We start from the raw sequence: 19,295 nt of genomic DNA, 5'->3' as shown, positions 1-19,295 counted from the left end.
GTAGGAAACTACGTGACCGTCATCACGATCCGGCATCGGGCGGGTACGCTCGCGAAAAGTTCTGGGAAAGATCCCCGATGGACTCGCGATACCTATTGCACCGGGACACGCGGGGCGATTTAGTCGGGCTTCACTTTCCAATGGCACGCCCTGTACAAATGAAATGCCGATAACCGATACTCGGCACGTCATCGCAGATGAGCTGTAACAAGGTGCCGCAGAAGGGACCGATATTCGTGGCGCAGAAGGTCGTGGTCACGCTCTTTGACGACATGGACGGCTCGGAAGCGGCGGAAACGGTCGCCTTCGGACTCGACGGCAAGTCGTACGAGATCGACCTGAACGAAACCAACGCCAAGAAACTGCGCAAGGCGCTCGCGCCCTACGTGGAGGCCGGCCGCAAGCGCTCGCGGTCCGGCAAGGCGTACCAGCAGACCGAGGTCGCCCCCGACCCGGCGGCCGTGCGGGCCTGGGCCCAGGCCAACAAGATGGACGTCCCGGCCCGCGGCCGGATCCCCAAGAAGGTCTACGAGGCGTTCGCCGCGGCCCGCTGAGAGACCACCCGGCACCGGGCGGTGGGGCTTTCACCCCGCCCGGCGCCGAGCCGGTGGCGCGGGCCCGGCGAGGCGCGTGCCGCACCGCACCGCACCGGGTCCGACGCCCGGTCAGCCGCCCTCGCGGGAAGCCGACTTGCGCTGCACCCCTCCCGGTCGGCTAAAGTCTGAGCACGCCGCGGGGCGAAAGCCGAAAGGCCCAGCTCATACCGGTTGTGCGGGTGTAGTTCAGTAGTAGAACATCCCTCTTCCAGGGGGAAGACGCAGTGTGCGATTCCTGTCACCCGCTCTGTACCGCCGTCACGACCACACATGTGGATCGGGTAGGCTGGTGCACGCACCGATCGGTGGGAGCCGGTCGGCCGCAATGCGGACGTAGCTCAGTTGGTAGAGCGCAACCTTGCCAAGGTTGAGGTCGCGAGTTCGAGCCTCGTCGTCCGCTCGGGAATGAGACCCCGGTCCTCTTGGGACCGGGGTCTTCTTCGTGTTTCCCGCCCTTTCCGATCTGACATTTGTCATGAGCAGTGATGACAGCGCGCACTGCCGGGCGCTTCGGTGTGCCGGGACGCTGAAGTCATGGACACGAACGAACACGTGATTGAGGTCACCGACCTCCGGCGTGTGTACGGGGGCGGCTTCGAGGCGGTGCGCGGCATCACGTTTCACGTGAAACGCGGGGAGGTCTTCGCGCTGCTCGGCACCAACGGCGCCGGTAAGACGTCCACCGTCGAACTGCTGGAGGGGCTCGCCCGGCCCTCCGGCGGCCGGGTGCGCATCCTCGGCCACGATCCGTACAGCGAGCGCGCCGCCGTACGGCCGCGCACCGGCGTGATGCTTCAGGAGGGCGGCTTCCCCTCCGAGCTGACCGTCGCCGAGACGGCACGGATGTGGGCGGGATGTGTGAGCGGGGCCCGGGCCGTGGACGAGGCGCTGACCCTGGTCGGGCTGACCGGCCGGGCCGGGGTGCGGGTGAAGCAGCTCTCCGGTGGCGAGCGGCGCCGGCTCGATCTGGCGCTCGCGCTTCTCGGCAGTCCCGAGGTGCTGTTCCTCGACGAGCCGACGACCGGTCTGGACGCCGAGGGCCGGCGGGAGACCTGGGACCTGGTCCGGGCGCTGCGCGACACCGGTACGACGGTTCTGCTGACCACGCATTACCTGGAGGAGGCCGAAGATCTGGCCGACCGGCTGGCGATCCTGCACGAGGGGCGCATCGCGGCCGCCGGCACCCCGGCCGAGGTGACCGCGGCCGAGCCGTCGCGGATCACCTTCGAACTGCCCGAGGGACACGTCCTCGGCGATCTGCCGGCGCTGCCCGATCTCGGGGTGTGCGGGCACGAGGTGGACGGCCGGATCGTCCGGCTGCGCACGCGCGAACTGCAGCGCACGGCCACCGAACTGCTGGTGTGGGCCCAGCGGGTGGGGATGGAACTGCGCCGGCTGGATGTGCGGTCGGCGTCGCTGGAAGAGGCGTTCCTGGGGATCGCACGGGAGGCAGCCGGATCGAGGACCGAGGAGTACGCGGCATGAGCAGCACGACGACGACTTCCGCCGCGGGCCGGATGGCGGCACTGGCGCGGGCCGAGCTGACACTCCTCGGCCGGAGCAAGGGCGTGATCGTCACGGCCGTGTTCGTGCCGCTGGTGATGCCGGTCACCGTCCGGTCGACGGTCAAGGACATGGACCTCGCCGGCGCCGGCCTGAACGTCGGACTCGCGGTGCTGCCCGCCGCGATCGGCTTCTCGTTGCTGTTCGCCGTCTACGCCGGGCTGGTCGGCGTCTTCGCCTCCCGGCGCGAGGAACTGGTGCTCAAGCGGCTGCGCACCGGTGAGCTGCGGGACGCGGAGATCCTCGCCGGGGCCTCGCTGCCGGCCGTGCTGACGGGGCTGGTGCAGTCGCTGGTGCTGGTGGTGGCCTGCACGGCCGTACTCCACGTGGACGCTCCCAAGGCGCCGCTTCTGGCTGTCCTGGGGCTGCTGGCGGGGCTGGTGCTGTGCGCCGCGCTGGCCGCGCTCACCGCGAGCTTCTCGCGGTCGGTGGAGAGTGCACAGGTCACCTCGCTGCCGCTGATCCTCGCGTCGATGGCCGGCTCCGGGATGATGGTGCCGCTGGAGCTGTTCCCGGACCGGGTGGCCTCGGTATGCGAACTGCTGCCGCTGAGCCCGGTGATGACCCTGATCCGCGGCGGCTGGACCGGCACACTCTCGGCTCACGAGACGCTGGGCGCCGTCGCGACCGCACTGGTCTGGATCGTTGTCGCGGTGTTTGCTGTACGCCGGTGGTTCCGGTGGGAGCCGCGGCGCTGACCACGCCGGGCGAGGAACAGGGGAGGAAGCGGTGCTGGGCCGGATACGGGGGTGGCAGCGGCGCCACTGGCGGGAGCGGAGCAAGGCGGAACGAGTCGAGCTGCAGTCCCTGGTGAGCTGGTACATCAGCATCTGGGCGTTCACCGGGACCTGGATGCTGCTGCCCCTGACCGGAGACCTGCGCCACGACACCGTGTCGTTGGGTTTGGGCGGGCTGCTGAGCCTGGTCGGCGTGGCGCAGTGCCTGTGGGGCAACCTGCTCACCCGCCCCGCTCTCGACCACTACCTGGGGCGTCGTGCCCTGCCCGGGCGACGGCTGGCCGGCCCGGCCGTGCTGCTGGCGCTGGGCGTGGTGCTCATCGGGATCCTTCGCGGCACCGGCTCCGTCCCGTCGTTCGCCGGCCGGCTGCTGCTGGGCGCCGTCCTGACGGCGTTCGGGGTCGTGTACGCCCTCTGGGTGCCACCGCGGACGTTTCTGCTGCACGGCGCCGCACTCGGCGCGGTCTGCCTGATCGCGTTCGCCCTCACCGGAGGCACCGGTGCCGACATCCTGATGGACGGATGTCTGGTCGCCTTCAGTCTCCTGTTCTCCCTGGCCGCCTGCCGCTGCGGTGCCTGGACCCTGTCCGTGCTGTGGGAGGCCGAGCGGTCCCGGGACATCGAGGCACGGCTCGCCGTCGCCGAGGAACGGCTGCGGTTCGGGCGGGATCTGCACGACGTGATGGGGCGCAACCTCGCGGTGATCGCGCTGAAGAGCGAGTTGGCGGTGCAGCTGGCGCGGCGGGGCCGGCCGGAGGCCGTGGAGCAGATGATCGAGGTCCAGCGGATCGCGCAGGAGTCGCAGCGGGAGGTGCGGGAGGTTGTGCGGGGTTACCGGGAGGCCGATCTGGGGGTGGAACTGGCCGGGGCGCAGGGTGTGCTGACGGCCGCCGGGATCGCGTGCCAGGTGTCCGGCGAGGTCCGCGGGCTGCCGGCCGGCGTGCAGTCGGCGCTCGCCTGGGTGGTGCGCGAGGCGACGACGAACGTGCTGCGGCACGGGGACGCCGCCCGGTGCTCGGTGGCCGTGGAGGTGGCGGAGGGGCGTGTGGTGCTGACGGTGGAGAACGACGGCGCGGGCGCCGTGCGCGGCGGTGCGGGCGGTTCGGGGCTCGCCGGGCTGCGGGAACGGCTCGCGCAGGTCGACGGGACGCTGGCGGCGGGACCGGCCGAGGAAGGCCTGTTCCGGGTGGTGGCCGAGGTGCCGCTGGCGTCCGCGCCGCCGCCCCGGTCCTCGGCGCCGGCCCCGGTCGAGGGGGGCGTGGCGTGAGCGTGCGGGTGCTGCTCGCGGACGACGAGCACCTCATCCGGGGTGCGCTGGCCGCGCTGCTCGCGCTGGAGGACGACCTGGTGGTGGTCGCGGAGGCGGCGAGCGGGCCGGAGGCGCTGGCGATGGCGCGGGCCCACGAGCCCGATGTGGCGGTGCTGGATCTGCAGATGCCGGGGGCCGACGGTGTGAAGGTCGCCACATCCCTGCGTACCGAACTGCCGGGCTGCCGGGTACTGATCGTCACCAGTCACGGCCGGCCCGGGCATCTCAAGCGGGCCCTGGCGGCCGGGGTGCGCGGCTTCGTGCCGAAGACGGTGAGCGCGCAGCGGCTCGCCGAGATCATCCGCACCGTGCACGCCGGAAACCGCTATGTGGACCCGGAATTGGCGGCCGACGCGATCTCCTCCGGGGACTCGCCGCTGACCGCGCGGGAGGCCGAGGTGCTCGAACTCGCCGCCGACGGGGCACCCGTCACGGAGATCGCCGAGCGGGCCGCGCTGTCGCCCGGAACGGTACGGAACTACCTCTCCTCCGCCGTGACGAAGCTCGGTGCGGAGAACCGGCATGCGGCAGTGCGTCTCGCACGCGAGCGAGGTTGGGTATAGTTGCTCTCGCGCCACGGCGCAATGCGGACGTAGCTCAGTTGGTAGAGCGCAACCTTGCCAAGGTTGAGGTCGCGAGTTCGAGCCTCGTCGTCCGCTCTGTGGAAGAAGCCCCCGGTTCCGGCCGGGGGCTTCTTGCGTTTCCGCGGCGTGCGCCGCTGCGGCCGCCCCAGGGAGGTGCCCCCGGCTCTCACCGGGGGCGGGGCGCGTCAGCTCCAGCGCACGCCGGTCAGACGCTCGTACGCCTCGACGTACTTGGCGCGGGTGGCCTCGACCACCTGCTCGGGCAGCTCCGGCGGAGGCTGCTCGCTCGTGCGGTCCCAGCCGGACTCGGCCGAGGTGAGCCAGTTGCGCACGAACTGCTTGTCGTACGACGGCTGGGTGCGGCCGGGCTGCCACTGGTCGGCCGGCCAGAAGCGGGAGGAGTCCGGGGTGAGCACCTCGTCGGCGATGACCAGCTGCTCGCCCTCGAAGCCGAACTCGAACTTGGTGTCGGCGAGGATGATCCCGCGTTCACGGGCGATGTCCCGGGCCCGGGCGTACACGGCGAGGGTGGCCTGGCGCAGCTGGGCGGCGGTCTCGGCGCCGACCTGGCGGGCGACCTCCTCGTAGGAGACGTTCTCGTCGTGCTCGCCGACCTCGGCCTTGGTGGCCGGCGTGAAGATCGGGCCGGGCAGCTCCGAGCCGTCGACCAGGCCCTCGGGCAGGGCGAGCCCGCACACCGTGCGCGAGGCGTTGTACTCGACGAGGCCCGAGCCGGTGAGGTAACCCCGGGCCACGCACTCCACCGGGACCATCTTCAGCGACTTGCACACCAGGGTGCGGCCGCGCCAGTCGTCGGGGGCGCCCTCGGGCAGCTCGGTGCTCAGCACATGGTTGGGGACCAGGTCGACGAGCTGGTCGAACCACCACAGGGAGAGCTGGGTGAGGATGCGGCCCTTGTCGGGGATCTCCGTGGGCAGCACCCAGTCGTAGGCGGACATGCGGTCGCTGGCGACCATCACGAGGTCGCCCGCCTCGTTCTGGTACAGCTCGCGCACCTTTCCGGTGTGCAGATGCACCAGGCCCGGCACCTGAAGGGGCTCGGGCTTTTCTACGAATCCGGACACGGTTCCTCCCCGTGGGTCTGTCCAATGGCTTGATTGTCCCGTATGGGGGACGTGCCCTGGACGCCGGGTCGGCGGGAGCGGCCCCGGCAAACCCCCGCGGGCCGTTCAGTCCCGTTTGCAGATGCGGTCGAGGAGGTTGGCCGTGGCGCGCTGGATGCGCGGGTCCACATGGCCGGGGCGGTCCAGGGCCGGGGACCAGGCGAAGGTGCCGGCGGCGAACACCCAGGCGCCGGAGGGGGCCCGGTAGAGGGACGTCTCCTGGTGGCGCAGGACGCCCTCGCTGTCGGCGTACGGGGAGTGGGCCAGCAGGATGCGCTCCTCGTGCGCGGGCAGCGCGGTGCGCGGGAAGTAGCGGTCGGCCTCGCCGGCGACCAGTCCGTCCAGCGCCTCGCCCTCGTGCGCCCCGGTCGCCTCCCACAGCCAGTGGTCGGCGTTGCGGACGATCAGCGGGTGGGGCTCCGGGACCCGGCCGGCGTACTGGATGCCGATCAGCTGCTGCTCGGGGCGGTCGATCTCCCGCCACAGCACGGGCTTGCCCGGGCCCTTGCGCTTGCGGCAGGTCAGCAGGCGGTCGGGGACGCCGGACGGGGACGGGCCGAGCTCGACCTGCCAGTACATGGTGTTGGCGGACAGGAACACCAGTGACGTGCCGTGGTCACGGGCCTGCTCGACGGCCCGGCGCATCGGGGCGGACCAGTACTCGTCGTGCCCGGCGAAGACCAGGCCGCGGTAGCGCGCCGGGTCGATGCGGCCGGCGTGCAGGTCGCGGGCGTCGGCGTAGGCGAGGTCGTAGCCGTAGCGCTCGGCCCAGCGGATGAAGTCGTAGGCGTGCCCGACGTGCAGCGGCAGGCCCGCGCCGGCGTAGGGGCGGTCGAAGGAGACGGTCGTGGCCGCGTCCGCCTCGCCGAGCAGCCGGCCCTCCTCGTCCCACGCGTGGTACAGGCTGGCGCCGGTGCGGCCGTCCTCCGGGTAGAGGTTGTATGCCTGCCATGTCACGTCCGGCAGGAGCAGCAGCAGGTCGGCGGACCGGTCGCCGCGCACGGTGAAAGGGATGTGCGAGCGGTAGCGGCCGTCGCCGGTGGTGAGGACCGCCACATACGCGCCGACGCTCCAGAACGAGGGGATCTGCAGCCGCCAGGACAGCCACCAGTGGTGGCAGGAGACCGTGCGGTCCGCGGCGAGCGGGGGCGGCTGGACGATGCCGGACAGCCGGGGGCTGGTGGTGATCTTGGCGGCGCCGTCACCGCCGTAGTGGCCGATGCGGTAGACGTCGACGAAGAACTCCTGGGGCGGGTCGACCGTCACATGGAAGTCGACCGCCTCGCCCGGGGCGACGGCGCCGGTGGAGACGAAGCCCTTGATCTGGCGGTGCACGTCGTCGGCGGAGCGCAGGTCGTGCCGCTCGGTGCGGGGGGCGGGGACGCGGGCGGTCCTCTGACGGGCGCTCTGCGGGGGGACCGGGTCGACGTACCAGGGGACGACGTGTCCGGTGTCGTCGAAGTACGTCTCGCTGCCGCGCAGCCAGGGAACGGGGCCCTGGCCGAAGGGGTCCGTCACGGCGTGCGCCAGTGCTCCCGACTCCCAGCGGCGGATCTGCTCCGACCCCATGGTCGCTCCCCTCCCTCACGCCCCCGTACGCGCCTGACGTCGTGTTCGTCCGCCTGTCTTATGTCGCACGCGCTTGCCATGTGCGCGACCGGTCCCAGCACATCACATTCCGCACGCATCCTGTCACTATTCGTTGCGAATTGGCCGAAAGTGGAATCCGGTACTCCGGCCGAAGCCGGTGACTCGGCACCCGCCCGGCGGTCAGACGAGCCGAAGGGGCTTCTCGGGGCGTATGCCGGTGGCGGTGAGCCACTCGCGCAGCGGGGACGGGTCGCCGTCCTCTATGAGGCTCAGCACCCTCGGCGCAAGGTCGGTGGCGCGTTCGCCGTTGATCAGAAGGGCGGGACCGTCGAGCCAGTCCAGGCCCGGGACGGCGCCTGCGGTGTCGATGGCCGCGCAGCACACCGTGGCCGTGACGTGATCGGTGAGGATCTCCCGCGGGGTGCGCGGCGGCTGGAGCGGGAAGAGGGGGAGCGCCGCGTCGGCCCACAGGGCGGCCGGTGCGTGCTCGGCGGCGGGAGTGCCGGGGGCGGCCGTCTCCTCGTCGGCCAGCTCCGCACTCAGGCTCGCGGCGAGCGCAGCGCTGTGGGGGTGCGCCAGGTCGTCACCGTCGGGGGCGATCCGTTCGGCCGGGTCGGGGAGACCGGCCGGGTCGGGCGGGGCGGTGAGGTCCGCCGGGTCGGTGTACGGCGGCAGCGGGGCGCCGTGGTCCGGGGCCGGTGGCTTCGACGGGGCGGAAGGCAGCGGTGCGGTGCCGTCGGAGGGCCGCTGACCGCCGCCGGAGGGCCGCCGGGCGCCGTCGGAGGGCCGCGCAGCGGACAGGTGGTCGAGGACGCGGGCGAGTGTGGGGCCCGCCGGGTACGGGGTGGAGGCGTCGGCGGGGCGGCGCACGCCCAGGGTGTCGAGGACACGGTGCAGGCGGGCGGCATCGGTGCGCCACTTGCGGTCGACGACCTCCTCCGGATACGCCTGCCAGTCCACCGGCGACCAGTCCGGGCCGGACGCGGCGGGGCCGCCGTGGAAGAGACGGGCGGCCAGCAGCGAGGCGGCCTCGTCCACCAGGCCGGGCTCCTCCAGCAGATCGCAGGCGGGACGCTCGCCGAGCCGGGAGGTGAAACCTTCCGCGAGCCGGTCGCGCCGGGACAGCTCGGTGAGCGCGGCCACCACACCGACGTCCAGCCGCGCGGGCCAGCGGCCCATCCGCCAGGCGGGCAGCGCCACCCGGGTGAGCAGACGGTCCCAGCCCGCGTAGGCGAGGCCGACCTGCTCCTGGGCGACGATCCTGAGGCCGTAGTCCACGGCCTGGGCCCGCTCGGCGGCCGCCGCGGCGACCCCGCGCTCCATCTCCGCCGCGTGCCCGCGGCAGCTGCGCAGCAGCAGGCGGGACACCCAGCCGACGAGCGCGCACGCCGCCTTCAGGAACCGGCAGCGGCCCTGCGTGGCGGCGACGGCCACCGCCGCGTCCAGTCCGCGCACGAAGCGCCGGGCTGCGGCTATGTCCGGGTGTGCCGCGGGTCCCGTACCGGCGACGACCGGGGCGAGCAGGGCGCGCAGCTCTCCGACCCGCATCCACCACAGGAACGGCGACCCGATGACGAGCACGGTGGCGGGAGCGCGCCGGTGGGGCTTGTCCGCCCCGGTGAGGTCGTCGCGGTCCGCCGGGCCCTCGGCGGGTGCGGGCGGGCCGTGGGGCGGATGGGTGCGCTCCTCGAGCCAGCTGTCGCAGTCCGGGGTGAGCGCTATGGCCGTCGGGGCCGGGACGTCCAGGCGGTCGGCCAGGTCGCGCACCAGCCGGTACAGGTCCGGCGCGGAGTCCTCGGCGATCGGGACCGTCGGGCTGACGGCGGGGTGGGCGCGGGTGACCACCAGCGCGATACCGGCGGCGGCGAGCAGTACGAGCAGCGCCGGCACCGAGACCACCCAGCGGGCGACGTCCCAGCCGGGCCCCAGCAGATGCCCGGTGGCACCGCCGGCCAGGAGGATCACCGCCACGGCCGCGGGCAGCAGGGCCACCGCGGTCGCCCGGCTGCGGATCCGCAGCACGGCCAGGGCCCGGGCCCTGGCCGCCCGTGCTCCCGCCTCCACACCCGTACCGGTCATGACCGGACCTCACCCCCTGCCTCTCGCCGTGGCTTGCTGGACTTGCTCACTCCCCCACTGTGGCACCCGCCACTGACATCGCAATGCCGGTGGGCCAAGTGCCGGAACCATTGCGCCGCACCCTAGTTGGGGGCCCGCCCCACGTCAGCAGATAAGCCCATCGGTCACTCGATGGAATGGCTTTGGTCAGAGCTGGGTGACGGACAGCAAAGATCAGGCCCCGGATTCCACGAGGGAGTCCGGGGCCTGAACATGCCTGGTGAGAGGGGGTTACGCCCCCGCCGCCGCCTTCGCCGCGATGTCCGTGCGGTGCTGGGAGCCGTCGAGACCGATCCGTCCGACGGCGGCGTACGCCCGCTCGCGGGCCTCCGTCAGGTCCTTGCCGGTGGCCGTGACCGACAGCACCCGGCCGCCGGCACTGACCACGCTCTCGCCGTCCCGCTTGGTGCCGGCGTGCAGGACGTAGGCATGCGGGGCGTCCTGCGCGGCCACCTCGTCGAGGCCGGTGATCGGGTCACCGGTGCGCGGGGTGCCGGGGTAGTTGTGCGAGGCGACGACCACGGTCACCGCGGCGTCGTCGCTCCAGCGCAGCGGCGCCAGGTCGGCGAGCGTGCCGGTGGCTGCGGCCATCAGGATCCCGGCGAGCGGCGTCCGCAGCCGGGCCAGGACCACCTGGGTCTCGGGGTCGCCGAACCGGGCGTTGAACTCGATGACCCGCACCCCGCGGCCGGTGATGGCCAGACCCGCGTACAGCAGCCCCGAGAACGGGGTGCCGCGGCGGCGCATCTCGTCGACGGTGGGCTGCAGGACCGTCTGCATGACCTCGTCCACGAGCTTGGGGTCGGCCCACGGCAGCGGGGAGTACGCGCCCATGCCGCCGGTGTTCGGCCCCTCGTCGCCGTCCAGCGCGCGCTTGAAGTCCTGGGCGGGCTGGAGCGGGACGACGGTCCGGCCGTCGGTGATGGCGAAGAGGGAGACCTCGGGGCCGTCCAGGTACTCCTCGATGACGACGCGGTCGCAGGCCGCGGCGTGCTGGACGGCGGTCTGGAGGTCGTCGGTGACGACGACGCCCTTGCCGGCGGCGAGCCCGTCGTCCTTGACGACGTAGGGGGCGCCGAAGGCGTCGAGCGCCTCGGCGACCTCCTCCGGGGTCGTGCAGACGTACGACCGCGCGGTGGGGACGTCGGCCCCCGCCATCACGTCCTTGGCGAAGGCCTTGGAGCCCTCGAGCTGCGCGGCCTCCTTGGAGGGGCCGAAGACCGGGATGCCGGCCGCGCGCACGGCGTCGGCGACGCCCGCGACGAGCGGGGCCTCCGGGCCGACGACCACCAGGTCGGCGCCCAGCTCACCGGCCAGCGCGCTGACGGCGGCGCCGTCCAGGGCGTCCACCGGGTGCAGCTCGGCGACCTCGGCGATGCCGGCGTTGCCGGGAGCGCAGTGCAGCGCGGTCACGGCGGGGTCGAGGGACAGGGAGCGGCACAGGGCGTGTTCGCGGGCGCCGCTGCCGATGACGAGGACCTTCACGGGGTCAGCCTAACGGCAGACGGCGCGCTGACCTTGTGCGGGCTTCCGAGAGGCCACGGCGTGGGGCTTCGTGGTTTTCTCCGAACTCAGGGCTCTGAGCTGGGCGCTCGGGGCCGCCACCCGGCCGGTCACTCGTTGGTGAACTCTTCCACGACCGTCGCTCCCAGCTCCTTGACGATCAGTTCGTAGCCGGACAGCGCCGACTCGTTCAGGTCCGGGTCGTCGTCCTCGGGGATGTCGTCCTCGAGGGACACCGGGGGCGGTTCCGGCGCCGAGGGCTGCCGGACCGGCGCGGGGGCCGGCACCGACGCGGACGCGTGCGGGGCCGGTCCCGGTCCGGACGCCGGGGCGGCGGACTGCGCGGTCGCCGGGCGCTGTACGGCCGTGGCGCCGCCGCCACCGCCGTAACCGCCACCGCCGTAGCCGCCACCGCCCTGACCGGAGGAGCCGCCGCCGAAGCCGGACGGGCCGCCGGACTGCGGCGGGGCCGAGCCGCCGGAGGGGTCGACGACGGCCTCGATCTTCCAGTGGACGTTGAACTGCTCGACCAGCGCCTGCCGCAGCACGTCCTCGCTGCCGCTGCCGGCGAAGTTGTCCCGGGCGCCGGCGTTGACGAAGCCGAGCTGGAGCGTGGTGCCGTCGAAGCCGGTGACCTGGGCGTTCTGGCTGAGCAGGATCCAGGTGAAGCGGCGGCGGTTCTTCACGGCCTCCAGGATGTTCGGCCACAGCACCCGCGGGTCGAGCCCACCGGCGGCGGGCGCCGGGGACGCGGCGGTGGGTGCGGCCTGGGCGGCGGGAGCGGCCGGGGCGGGGGCGGCGTGACCGGGACCGCCGCCCTCGGGACCTGAACCACCCGGGCCTGAACCGCCGGGACCTGAACCACCGGAGCCCGGGGCAGTCGCGGCGGGTCGGGTGCCGCCGCCCGCCGGGGCGGCCGTGGGCCAGCCGCCGGGACGGCGCCCGCCACCGGCCGAGGCGGCGGTGGGCCAGGCGCCCGGAGCGGAGGCCGGGGCAGGGGCGGAGGCGGCGGGAGACACGGCCGCGTCGGGAGCGGGAACCGCCGCAGGGGCCGCGTGAGCGACGGGAGGAACCTGGGCAGCGGCACCGGTAGGGGCAGGTGCCGGGACCGGACCGTGCGCAGCGGGGCCACCGGCGGGGACGCCACCGGCATCGGGCTGCGCGCCACCCTGCTGCCCGGACGCACCGGCGGCCTGGGCCGGAGCAGGAGCCGGGGCAGGAGCGGGAGCCGGGACGCCCGCACCGGGACCCTGACCAGGGACCGCACCCGGCCCCGTACCGCCGCCGCCGGAACCGCCCCCCGCCCCGCGCACCGCCGCGCGGGCCGCCGCCGGACCGCCGCCGGGCGGGACGGCCGGGACGGGCGCACCGGCGCCTGCCGGGCCCCCGGCGAAACCGCCCCCGTGGGCCTCGGGTCCGGGCACGTATCCCATGGCCGGCATACCGGCGCCCGTGGAGAAGTTGACGCCGCGCTCGATGCGGTCGAGGCGGGCCATGACGGAGCGCTCGTCGCCGTAGGCGGCCGGAAGCAGCACACGGGCGCAAATCAGCTCGAGCTGGAGGCGCGGCGAGGTGGCGCCGCGCATCTCGGTCAGACCCTCGTTGACCAGGTCGGCGGCGCGGCTGAGTTCGGCGGCGCCGAAGGACCGCGCCTGGGCCTGCATCCGCTCGATGACGTCGGCCGGGGCGTCGATGAGCCCCTTCTCGGCGGCGTCCGGCACGGCGGCGAGGATGACCAGGTCACGCAACCGCTCCAGCAGGTCGGCGACGAAACGGCGCGGGTCGTTGCCGCCCTCGATGACCCGGTCCACGACCTCGAAGGCGGCGGAGCCGTCCCCGGAGGCGAAGGACTCGACGACGGAGTCGAGCAGCGAGCCGTCGGTGTAGCCGAGCAGGGAGGTGGCCATGGCATACGTCACACCGTCCGCCCCGGCGCCGGCGAGGAGCTGGTCCATGACGGACATGGAGTCACGCACGGAGCCGCCGCCGGCCCGCACCACGAGCGGCAGGACACCGTCCTCGACGGGGATGTCCTCCTTCTGGCACACCTCGCCGAGGTACTCGCGCAGCGTGCCCGGGGGGACCAGGCGGAAGGGGTAGTGGTGGGTCCGCGACCGGATGGTGCCGATGACCTTCTCGGGCTCGGTGGTCGCGAAGATGAACTTCAGATGCTCCGGGGGCTCCTCGACGACCTTCAGCAGCGCGTTGAAGCCGGCCGACGTGACCATGTGGGCCTCGTCGATGATGTAGATCTTGTACCGGCTGCGGGCGGGGCCGAAGAACGCCTTCTCCCGCAGGTCACGGGCGTCGTCCACGCCACCGTGGGACGCGGCGTCAATCTCGATGACGTCGATGGATCCGGGGCCGTTGCGCGCGAGGTCCTGGCAGGACTGGCACTCCCCGCACGGCGTCGGGGTGGGACCTTGCTCACAGTTGAGACAGCGGGCCAGGATCCGGGCGCTGGTGGTCTTGCCGCAGCCGCGTGGACCGCTGAACAGGTACGCGTGATTGACCCGGTTGTTCCGCAGCGCCTGCTGCAGCGGGTCGGTCACATGCTCCTGCCCGATGACCTCCGCAAAGGTCTCCGGGCGATAGCGGCGGTACAGCGCGAGAGACGACACGCTTACGAGGTTATAGGCGCCCGGTGACATCGGGCTCCGCCCGCAGAAGCGGAAGGCGTCCCGCACCGCCGGCCCCGGGGAACGCAAGCGCCCCCCACGCACCCGCCAGAGCCGACCTACCCTTGCTGCCTTCCGGCCCTGGGGGAGTTCAGTCAGATAGCGCCGCGTGAGGGGCTGCGCACAGCGTACCCGATCCGGGCCAGGGGGAACGAGTTCGCGAGCACTCTCATCGGTCATGTAATGTTTGCGGCGGAGGATTCGCCTAGAGGCCTAGGGCGCACGCTTGGAAAGCGTGTTGGGGGCAACCCCTCACGAGTTCGAATCTCGTATCCTCCGCCAGTGCCTCACCGGGCACGATGTCGAAGGGCCCCACCGTTCGCGGTGGGGCCCTTCGACGTTGTCCGTCTCACGAGAGCGATCGGACGGGATGCGTCATGACCGAGCCATGGACCCCGGGTACGCCGCAGGTGCTGACACTCCCCTCGGGCCGCAGCATCCGCGGGCGCGGGCTCAGGTACGAGCTCCCGGAGGGGCAGACCCCCACGTTCGCCGTGCACTTGACGGGCCGGCGGCCGCCGGAGCCGCCGTGGGAGTCGCGGTGGATCTCCTGGCGGGATTTCTGGCTTCCCGCCGATCCCGCGGAGGCGATTCGCACACTCCGCATCGCTTACGACCGCGCCGCCGGCGAACGCGTGGAGGTCTGCTGCGGCGGCGGCGTCGGGCGGACCGGGACGGCGCTTTCCGCGATGTGCGTCTTCGAGGGGATGAATCCCCGGGAGGCGGTCACGTGGGTGCGGCAGAACTACCACCCCCGTGCGGTGGAGGTGCCCTGGCAGCGGCGTTTCGTGCGCTTGGTCTTCGCCGCCGGTCCGGCCGGCTCACCGCGGCCGTAGGCACCGGCGCCCGAGCCGTTGTCGTAGACAACGGCGCCCGAGCCGCTGCCGTAGGCACCGGCGCCCGGGCCGCGCGGCGGGTCCCCTCAGGTCACCAGCCTACGTTCCTTCGCCACCGCCACCGCGCCCGAGCGGGTGACAACGCCGAGCTTGTCGTAGATACGGCGCAGGTGCGTCTTGACCGTGGCCTCGCTGATGTGGAGTGCGCGGGCGATGTCGCGGTTGCCCAGGCCCCGGGAGAGGTGGGTGAGGATGTCCCGCTCGCGGGGGGTGAGCGTGGGGGCCGGGTTGCGCAGGTGGGCCATGACGCGGCCGGCGACGGGGGCGGACAGGGTGGTGCGGCCCTGCGCGGCGGAGTGGATCGCGGCGAACAACTCCTCGGGACGTTCGGCCTTGAGCAGGTAGCCGGTGGCGCCGGCCTCGATCGCGCGGGTGATGTCGGCGTCCGTGTCGTAGGTGGTGAGGACCAGCACGTGCGGGGCGGCCGGCTCCGCGGTCAGGCGGCGGGTGGTCTCCACGCCGTCGATGCCCGCGCCGAGCTGGAGGTCCATCAGGACGACGTCCGGGCGCAGTTTGCGGGCCAGGGCGATCGCCTCCTCGCCGCTGCCGGCCTCGCCGGTCACCTCGATGCCGGGGGCGCTGCCCAGCAGGGCCAGCAGTCCCGCCCGGACCACGGCGTGGTCGTCGCAGACCAGGACACGGACGGCGGTGTTCATACGGGCGGCTCCAGGGGGATCGCGGCCGACAGCACCGTGCCCTCGCCCGGCGCCGACTCGATGGTGAGGGTCCCGCCCAGCTGGCGCAGCCGGGCGCGGATCGCGGGCAGACCGTGGCCGCGGACGGAGCCGGCCGGCCGGCCGCCGCTCACGGAGGTGCCGAAGCCGCGGCCGTCGTCGGCGACGTCCAGGACGATCTGGTCGTCCAGGCAGGTCAGAGTGAGCGTGGCCGTCGTCGCGCCCGAGTGCTCGCGGACGTTGGCGAGCGCGCCCTGGGCAATGCGCAGCAGCGCCGACTCGACCAGGGCGGGCAACGGGTGCGCCGGGGTGCCCTCGGTGTGCATGCGGACCGTCAGCTCCCCCGTGCTCGCGCGTTCGGCGACCGCCCGCAGGGCCTTGACCAGTCCGCCGCCCTCCGCGAGGTCGGCCGGGGCCAGGTCGTGCACGAAGCGGCGGGCCTCGGCGAGGTCGCGTTCGGCGACGGATGCGGCGGTGCGGACGTGGGTGCGGGCGGTGACGGGGTCCGTGTCCCACAGCAGGTCGGCGGCCTGGAGCAGCATGCGCTGGCTGGACAGGCCCTGGGCGAGGGTGTCGTGGATCTCCCGGGCGAGCCGCTCGCGTTCGGCGAGAGTGCCCTCCCGGCGTTCGGTGGCGGTCAGTTCGCGGCGGGTGCGGATCAGGTCGTCGATCAGCGCGCGCTGGCGGCGCGCCTGGCGCTCCATGACGACGAACACGGCCGTGGCGATCGCGGCCACGGCCGGCGGCGCGAGCAGCACGTTCGGGTCGGCCCAGCCCGCCAGTCGCAGCTGGGCGGCGACGGCGAGCGCGGTGAGCCCGGTGACGAGGGTGATCGCGGCGCGCGGTGGCAGGGTGCGCAGCCCGGTGTAGAAGAGGGGGACCGCGCACCAGGCGAAGCTCGGGGCGAGCGTCACCAGCACCGCCCAGGCCGCGACCACCGCCGTCAGCCAGGTCAGCCGGCGTGCGGTGAGGCGGGTGCCGAGGGCGGGACCGAGGACGTAGAGCACCGCAAGGAAGAGGGAGAGGGCCAGCACCCAGGGGGTGCGGGGCTCGCCGGGGTGGCGCAGCAGGAAGCGGGCCAGCGAGGCGCCGAGCAGCACGAAGAACGCCGTGTGCATGATCACGGCGAGGGTGCGGGTGTCGGCGTCGCCCTCCCGTCCGAAGGCGGCCGGGCGGGTGTCGGCGTCGCTCTCCTGCCCGGGCGCGGCCGCCGCCGTCGTGTCCATGACCCGCTCTCACCTCCCGGGTACGCCGTTGAACTGGGCAAACACCTTCATTGTCGCCCTGCTTCGGCGCCTTCGGGGTCATCCGATCGGCTGACTGTCGTCCCCCAGTTCCCGTGCCCGCCGCGCCGCCCGCCGCAGCGCGGTGACGAGGATGCCGTGCAGGTCGTGCTCCTCCAGGGCGAGGATGCCCTGCTCCGTCGTACCGCCCGGCGTCATGACGCTGCGGTAGACCTGCTCGGGGTCCTGCCCGGTGCGTTCCAGCAGGTCCGCGGTGCCGCGCAGCACCTGGCAGGTGACGTCGAGAGCCTGCTCGTCGGTGAATCCGGCGGCCTCGGCGAAGTCGCGGAACGCCTTCGCGACGTACGCCACGAACGCCGGCCCGCCGCCGGCCAGTGCCGTCGCGTCGTCCAGCAGGGCCTCGTCGGACACGGCCAGCACCCGGCCGATCGAGCCGAGCACGCCCTCGGCCCGCGCCGCCTCGGCGGGCGCCACCCCGGGGCCGGCGCACAGCACGGTCATGCCCTGGAACACCTGCGAGGCCATGTTCGGCATGGCCCGTACGACACGCGGGGCGCCCAGGCGCCGGGACAGCACGGCGATCGGCACCCCGGCCATCACCGACACGACGGTCACCTCGCGGAACGTGCCGGGAGCGGTCGTGTCGGCGAAGGAGTCCAGGGCCTGTGGCGGCAGGGCGAGAAGGACCAGGTCAGAGGGCTCGGGCCGGTACTGCGGCGCCGTCTGGACCCCCTCCGCCCGCAGCGCCGCCGCCCGCTCCTCGGCCGCCTCGACCACGGTCAGCGGTACCTGAGGCATGGTCGCCCGGAGCCCTTGGACGAGCACGGACCCCATGTGTCCGGCTCCGACGACGACGATGCGCTGGTGCAGGGGCATGCCCCCAGCGTCCCCGGCGCCCGGCCGCGGCGCGCCCGCGCGTGCTCCGACCGGGTGGAACACCGGGCGCGGCCGCTACCGCGCGATCTCGACCGGCCGTACCTCGCTGACCTGGTCGGTCTCCGACACCCGCACCGTCACCTTCATCGTCCAGGTGCCGGCCAGCGGCAGGGTGACGCGGTCGGCCGCCCAGTAGCCGCCCCGGTCGGTGACCTTGGCGTCGAGGGGGCCGATCCGCTGCGCGGGCAGGGAGAAGGACACCCGCAGTTCGGGGACGGCGGCCAGGCCGCCGTCGGGGCCGTAGACGACCGCCTGCACGGAGTTGTCGCCGACCCGGCCCGGCTCCAGCGTGACCTGCACCTTGCCCCGGCCGCCCGGAGTGCCGACGTCGAAGGGCACGTCGGTGACGGAGGCACCGGGCAGCCCGGGCGCGGTCAGCGGCTGCCGCTCGGCGGCCTCGGCGGCGGCCCGCCCCGGGACCGTACCGGCGAGCACCGTCGAGACCAGCAGAATCAGTACGCCCAGACCCGCTTCGGCGACAACGGCCCGGCGCAGCCGCCGCCGACCGGCCACGGGCTCCGCGGACACCTCCGGCACGGGCTCCTCGCTCGGCGCCCCGCCCACCATGGCCGGCACCCTGGCGGGCGCCACGGCCCCGGCCCGCAGCCGCCCGGCGAAGTGCCGCGCGCACGCCGCGCACGCCAGCAACAGGGTCACCGTGACCAGCTTGACCAGCAGCAACCGGCCGTACGCCGTACCGGTGAGCGCACCGAGGGAACCGAGACCACGCCAGGACTGGTAGACACCGGTGCCCACCAGCACGGCCACGCACCCGAGGGCGAGCCGCGAGAACCGGTCGACGGCCGGAACCGGCAGCTCGCGCGTGCTCAGCAGTGTCGCCAGTCCCCCCAGCCACACCGACATCGCCAGCAGATGCAGTACGGCGCTGACGACCGCGACGGGCACCTGGATCCCGGCACCGGCGTGCTCGGCGACCGCCCAGGTCAGCGCCAGGCCTACGGCGACAGCGCCGCCCGCCCCGCGCGCCGTACGCCCCCACTCCCGCCTGCGCAGCAGCACCGCGGCCACCGCCAGCAGCACCAGCCGTGCCGCCAGCGCCAGCCCCGGCCGCGTGGTCAGGGTGCGGGCCGTCCCGGACGGATCGAAGACCGTCGACAAACCGGTCCCCGCCTCGTAGGGAGCGCGCAGGAGCAGCAGGACGACGGTGGCACCGGCCAGCGTCCACGCGCCCGCCGTCGCCGGAGCGCGCGCCGCCGCCGGCGACACCGCGCGGAAGACGCCTCCGCCGATGAGCAGGGCGGCGCCCAGGCAGGCGACGTAGCGGGCGAGGTCGTACAGACGGGCGGTGGCCGGGGCCTCGGCCGCGCCGGTGTCGAGGGGGGCCGCTGCGGGCGTGGGGGCGCCGACGGAGAACGTGAAGGCGCCGGAAACGGGGTGGCTGTCGGCGGACACCACCCGCCAGGCGACGGTGTACGTGCCCCGGCCCAGCCCGCCCGGCAGGTCGACGCGGACGGTGTCGGAGTGCCCGGGGACATGCCGGGCCTCGCCGGTGCGCAGCCGGTGGTTGCCGGGATCGAAGACGCGGAAGGAGCCGTCGAGCAGGGCCACGGACTCGGTGAAGGTGAGTGTGAGCCGGTCCGGGGCCGTCTTCAGGACGGAGCCGTCACCGGGTTCGGTGCCCCGCAGGGTGGCATGCGCCAGGGCGGCCCCGGCACCGCCGAACAGGAACAGCGTCAGCATCAGCCCGAGCAGCGCGGCCCGCCCGCACCACCGTCCGCCACC

At 73.6% G+C, this 19,295-nt stretch carries 15 protein-coding genes, 4 tRNA genes and 1 other RNA gene; 10 read left to right on the top strand and 10 right to left on the bottom strand.

Annotation, left to right across the window (positions count from 1 at the left end; genetic code table 11):
- The first annotated feature begins 236 nt into the window (after window positions 1-236).
- The 8 genes from ACF1GV_RS15000 to ACF1GV_RS14965 all read left to right on the top strand — a co-directional run bounded on the left by ACF1GV_RS15000 (window position 237) and on the right by ACF1GV_RS14965 (window position 4,864).
- Window positions 237-554: an Lsr2 family protein gene (locus tag ACF1GV_RS15000; RefSeq protein WP_361636330.1), complete on the top strand. Its 318-nt coding sequence runs from the start codon at window positions 237-239 to the stop codon at window positions 552-554.
- 217 nt (window positions 555-771) lie between these two features.
- A tRNA-Gly gene (locus ACF1GV_RS14995) sits at window positions 772-843 on the top strand.
- An 80-nt stretch (window positions 844-923) separates the two neighbouring features.
- Window positions 924-996 (top strand) — tRNA-Gly (locus ACF1GV_RS14990).
- 134 nt (window positions 997-1,130) lie between these two features.
- Complete coding sequence (locus ACF1GV_RS14985; protein WP_391680369.1) at window positions 1,131-2,081, top strand: ABC transporter ATP-binding protein; 951 nt, start codon at window positions 1,131-1,133, stop codon at window positions 2,079-2,081.
- Window positions 2,078-2,857, top strand: coding sequence for an ABC transporter permease (locus ACF1GV_RS14980; RefSeq protein WP_391680368.1), 780 nt, complete (start codon window positions 2,078-2,080; stop codon window positions 2,855-2,857). Before ACF1GV_RS14985 ends, ACF1GV_RS14980 begins: the two co-directional genes overlap by 4 nt.
- Window positions 2,858-2,888: 31 nt before the next feature.
- Window positions 2,889-4,163, top strand: coding sequence for a sensor histidine kinase (locus ACF1GV_RS14975; protein ID WP_391680367.1), 1,275 nt, complete (start codon window positions 2,889-2,891; stop codon window positions 4,161-4,163).
- Between the two features lie 2 nt (window positions 4,164-4,165).
- Entirely contained in the window at window positions 4,166-4,768 is a 603-nt protein-coding gene (locus ACF1GV_RS14970; RefSeq protein WP_391680449.1) for a response regulator, read from the top strand.
- Between the two features lie 23 nt (window positions 4,769-4,791).
- A tRNA-Gly gene (locus ACF1GV_RS14965) sits at window positions 4,792-4,864 on the top strand.
- Between the two features lie 110 nt (window positions 4,865-4,974).
- On the opposite strand, the gene ACF1GV_RS14960 is transcribed toward ACF1GV_RS14965, so the two are convergent.
- The 6 genes from ACF1GV_RS14960 to ffs all read right to left on the bottom strand — a co-directional run bounded on the left by ACF1GV_RS14960 (window position 4,975) and on the right by ffs (window position 13,924).
- Window positions 4,975-5,874: a phosphoribosylaminoimidazolesuccinocarboxamide synthase gene (locus tag ACF1GV_RS14960; RefSeq protein WP_391680366.1), complete on the bottom strand. Its 900-nt coding sequence runs from the start codon at window positions 5,872-5,874 to the stop codon at window positions 4,975-4,977.
- Between the two features lie 105 nt (window positions 5,875-5,979).
- A complete protein-coding gene (locus ACF1GV_RS14955) occupies window positions 5,980-7,482 on the bottom strand; it encodes a N,N-dimethylformamidase beta subunit family domain-containing protein (RefSeq protein ID WP_391680364.1) in 1,503 nt (500 codons plus the stop codon).
- A 201-nt stretch (window positions 7,483-7,683) separates the two neighbouring features.
- Window positions 7,684-9,582 (bottom strand): hypothetical protein, encoded by a 1,899-nt coding sequence (locus tag ACF1GV_RS14950; protein WP_391680363.1) that lies wholly within the window; start codon window positions 9,580-9,582, stop codon window positions 7,684-7,686.
- Between the two features lie 270 nt (window positions 9,583-9,852).
- Window positions 9,853-11,106: a phosphoribosylamine--glycine ligase gene (gene purD, locus ACF1GV_RS14945; RefSeq protein WP_391680361.1), complete on the bottom strand. Its 1,254-nt coding sequence runs from the start codon at window positions 11,104-11,106 to the stop codon at window positions 9,853-9,855.
- Window positions 11,107-11,234: 128 nt separating this feature from the next.
- Window positions 11,235-13,745, bottom strand: coding sequence for a DNA polymerase III subunit gamma and tau (locus tag ACF1GV_RS14940; protein ID WP_391680359.1), 2,511 nt, complete (start codon window positions 13,743-13,745; stop codon window positions 11,235-11,237).
- Window positions 13,746-13,825: 80 nt separating this feature from the next.
- Window positions 13,826-13,924: signal recognition particle sRNA small type (gene ffs / locus ACF1GV_RS14935), an RNA gene on the bottom strand.
- 72 nt (window positions 13,925-13,996) lie between these two features.
- On the opposite strand from ffs, the gene ACF1GV_RS14930 reads away from it, so the two are divergent.
- Window positions 13,997-14,084: transfer RNA gene (locus ACF1GV_RS14930), tRNA-Ser, on the top strand.
- Window positions 14,085-14,179: 95 nt separating this feature from the next.
- Window positions 14,180-14,638 (top strand): protein-tyrosine phosphatase family protein, encoded by a 459-nt coding sequence (locus ACF1GV_RS14925; RefSeq protein WP_391680357.1) that lies wholly within the window; start codon window positions 14,180-14,182, stop codon window positions 14,636-14,638.
- 86 nt (window positions 14,639-14,724) lie between these two features.
- Here the strand turns inward: ACF1GV_RS14925 and ACF1GV_RS14920 are convergent, their stop codons facing one another.
- From ACF1GV_RS14920 to ACF1GV_RS14905, 4 genes are all read right to left on the bottom strand, one after another.
- The gene (locus tag ACF1GV_RS14920) at window positions 14,725-15,354 is read right to left on the bottom strand and encodes a response regulator (RefSeq protein ID WP_391680355.1); all 630 of its coding nucleotides are present in this window, start codon (window positions 15,352-15,354) and stop codon (window positions 14,725-14,727) included.
- Entirely contained in the window at window positions 15,351-16,598 is a 1,248-nt protein-coding gene (locus ACF1GV_RS14915) for a sensor histidine kinase (RefSeq protein WP_391680354.1), read from the bottom strand. Before ACF1GV_RS14915 ends, ACF1GV_RS14920 begins: the two co-directional genes overlap by 4 nt.
- Before the next feature lie 78 nt (window positions 16,599-16,676).
- Window positions 16,677-17,492: a pyrroline-5-carboxylate reductase gene (gene proC / locus ACF1GV_RS14910; RefSeq protein WP_391680352.1), complete on the bottom strand. Its 816-nt coding sequence runs from the start codon at window positions 17,490-17,492 to the stop codon at window positions 16,677-16,679.
- A gap of 75 nt (window positions 17,493-17,567) precedes the next feature.
- Entirely contained in the window at window positions 17,568-19,253 is a 1,686-nt protein-coding gene (locus ACF1GV_RS14905) for a copper resistance CopC/CopD family protein (RefSeq protein WP_391680447.1), read from the bottom strand.
- Between the last annotated feature and the right edge of the window lie 42 nt (window positions 19,254-19,295).

Source organism: Streptomyces sp. NPDC014006 (assembly GCF_043088925.1).
In the GTDB taxonomy this organism is placed as follows: domain Bacteria; phylum Actinomycetota; class Actinomycetes; order Streptomycetales; family Streptomycetaceae; genus Streptomyces.
The sequence above is the reverse complement of the archived record's forward strand: the minus strand, read 5'-3'. Positions and strand labels throughout refer to the sequence as shown.